Origin of the sequence: Streptomyces spongiae (genome assembly GCF_009377185.1) — a bacterium.
Taxonomy (GTDB): domain Bacteria; phylum Actinomycetota; class Actinomycetes; order Streptomycetales; family Streptomycetaceae; genus Streptomyces; species Streptomyces spongiae.
Genome location: NZ_VJZC01000897.1, coordinates 1 through 2780, shown reverse-complemented (window position 1 = coordinate 2780; position 2780 = coordinate 1). Strand labels below are relative to the sequence as shown.

The 2780-nt window shown below is 77.6% G+C and carries 1 protein-coding gene; it reads left to right on the top strand.

Going from position 1 to position 2780, the window contains the following annotated elements; all coding sequences use genetic code 11:
* The first annotated feature begins 221 nt into the window (after window positions 1-221).
* Complete coding sequence (locus tag FNH08_RS48350) at window positions 222-2723, top strand: SUKH-4 family immunity protein (RefSeq protein WP_407704603.1); 2502 nt, start codon at window positions 222-224, stop codon at window positions 2721-2723.
* Window positions 2724-2780: the final 57 nt, after the last annotated feature.

Below are 2780 nucleotides of genomic sequence, written 5' to 3'. Positions count from 1 at the left end.
GGGCGGGTGCTCCCGAGAACGGTGCCGGTGGTGGTGCGGGTGCCGCTGCCGCCGGCTCGGACACGGGGTCCGTCGCGGACGCGGTGCCCGGGCGGGACGGTGCGCTGCCCGAGACCCTTGCCGGTCCGTCCGCTCCGGCCGACGCCACGCCGTGGCCGGCTGCCGGTGCCGTCGACGATGTACGGGACGCGCCGCCGCAGGACGCGCCACCGCAGGACCGTGTGCCGGGGGTGCCGCCGGGGGCGACGCCGTGGGCCGGGACCGACACCAACGCCGGTGGCGAGGAGGACCGTTCGGTACCGCTGCCTCAGACGGTGTTCGCGCCGCCACTGGCCGACGCGGACGACTCCGGTGCCGCGTCGCCGGACGCCGAGACCGCGCTGATGTCCGGGGGCAGCCAGTTGCCGCCGACCGCTGTCACTCCGACGGACGACTCCGGCCGACCGCAGGGCACGCCGCCTCCGGGCGCGCCCTCGTACGGCTATCCGCAGGCTCCGGGGGCGCCGGGTACGCCTCCGCCCGCCGCGCCGTCGTACGGCTACCCGCGGCCCGGTACGCCTCCGCCCGGCGCCCCTGACCCGGGTGGCATCGCCGACTCCGGCCGACCGCCGGGCACGCCGCCTTCGGGTGCGTCGTCGTACGGTTACCCGCGGCCCGGTACGCCTCCGCCCGGCGCCCCTGACCCGGGTGGCATCGCCGACTCCGGCCGACCGCCGGGCACGCCGCCTCCGGGTGCGTCGTCGTACGGCTATCCGCTGGCTCCCGGTACGCCTCCGCCTGCCGCGCCCGCGCCGTCGTATGGCTACCCGCGGCCCGGTACGCCTCCGCCCGGCACTCCCCACCCGGGTGACATCGCCGACGCCGAGACCAGCAAGGCGCAGCCGCCTCGGGGTACGGCCCCGCCTCCGCCTCCGGCGCCTCCGGGTGCTCCGGGTGCTCCGGCGGGTGGGTTCGTGCCGACGCAGCTCGTCTCGCAGCTCGGTCCGGACGGCCCCGAGGGTACGGGTGGCTCGCCCGCGGCTCCGGGTGCTCCGGGTGCGCCTGGGATGCCGGCTCCGCCCGGGGCGCCGGGTGCTCCGGGTGTGCCTGCCCCGCCTGGTGCTCCTGGTGCTCCTGGTGCTCCTGGTGGGCCGCAGCCTCCGGGTGGTACGCCCGCGGGTGGTGCTCATCACGCGGCCACGGTGCTGTCGGGTCCCCCTGTCGGCGGCCCCGGCGCGCCCTTGCCTCCGGGTCCCCCCGGTGCTCCGGGCCGGCCGGGCTCTCCGGGCCAGCCCGCGGCTCCGGGTGCTCCGGGTGCCCCTGGGGTGCCTGCCGCGCCTGGGGCTCCTGGGGCTCCGGGTGCTCCTGGCGCCCATGGCGGTCCGCAGCCTCCTGGCGGTCCGCAGCCTCCTGGTGGTCCGCAGCCTCCCGGCGGTACGCCCGCGGGTGGTGTGCATCACGCGGCCACGGTGCTGTCCGGTCCCCCCGTCGGCGGCCCGGGTGCGGCCCCGCCGCCTGCCGCGCCCGGTGGCCCTGGCGCGCCCGGCGCGCACGGTGCTCCGGGCGCCCCCGGCGCCGTACACCATGCCGAGACCGTGCTGGCCGGCCCGCCGGTCGGCCCTCCTGGCGGGCCCGGGGGCCCAGGCGCCCCGCAGCCTCCGGCCGCCCCGCCCGGTATGCCCCCGGGCGCGCCCCAGCCGATCCCCGGGCAGCCGCCTGCCCCGGGGCAGCAGCCTCCGGCGTACGGCTATCCGCAGCAGCCTCCGGGGCCGCCGACCGTGGGGCCCGGCTACCAGGCCGTACTGCGCTATCGCGCCCCGGACGGCTCCGAGCAGCAGGTGATCCGGCGTTCGGCGCCGGGCACGCCGCACCCGGAGTGGCAGATCTTCCACGAGCTGCGCGGGATGAACATCCCGCCGGACCAGGTGCTGGAGCTGCACACGGAGCTGGAGTCGTGCGAGCTTCCGGGTGCGTACTGTGCGCGGATGATCCGCGAGCAGTGGCCGAACGCGCGGATCACGTCCATCGCCCCGTACGGCACCGACCACGCCTCGCGTCAGCAGGGCATGGGGCAGCTCCTGGCGCACCAGGGCGAGTTGCACCAGGTGGCCGACGGTCCGGCGCGGCCCGCGCCGGTGCGGGCGTCGCTGCCGCCGGTGCAGCCCGCGCCTCCGCTGCCGCCGGAGGGCATCGCGCAGGAGCTGGCGGCCGCGTTCGGGCCGGGGATCTTCCGGTTCGACCAACACGCGGTGTCGCGGCAGGGCGTGCCGCCGATCGTGGCGCACTCGCTGGTGGTGGGCGGACTGCCGGCCGACATGGGCCCGTTCTTCTGGGCGCAGGCCCAGCCGCAGCGGCCGGTGCCGACGTTGGCCGAGCTGGCGCAGGAGCGCGGTGTCCAGCCGGCGTCGGACGCGGGCTCGTACCTCGTCATGGGCAGCGACTTCGGCAAGGCGCTGTGCGTGCAGTACGGCACGGCGAACATCGTGGCCGTGCCCGTGGAGGCGGGGCCGGGTGGTGCTCCGGTGCCGCCGCAGTTCGTGAACACGGGGCTGCCCGAGTTCCAGCGCTGTCTCGCGCTGCTGGGCCGTATGTGGCGGCTGCGCTACGGCCTGAACCAGGAGCAGGCGGGCCGCTGGACCGTCGACTTCCAGGCCCAGCTGGCGGCCCTCGACCCGGCGGCGCTCGGTTCGCCGGAGAGCTGGTGGTCGGTGCTGCTGGAGCAGATGTGGGACGGACTGCTCTGACGTAGCGTCGACGCCTCGACCCGAGCGAAAGGGCCGGGCCCGGTCACACGACCGGGC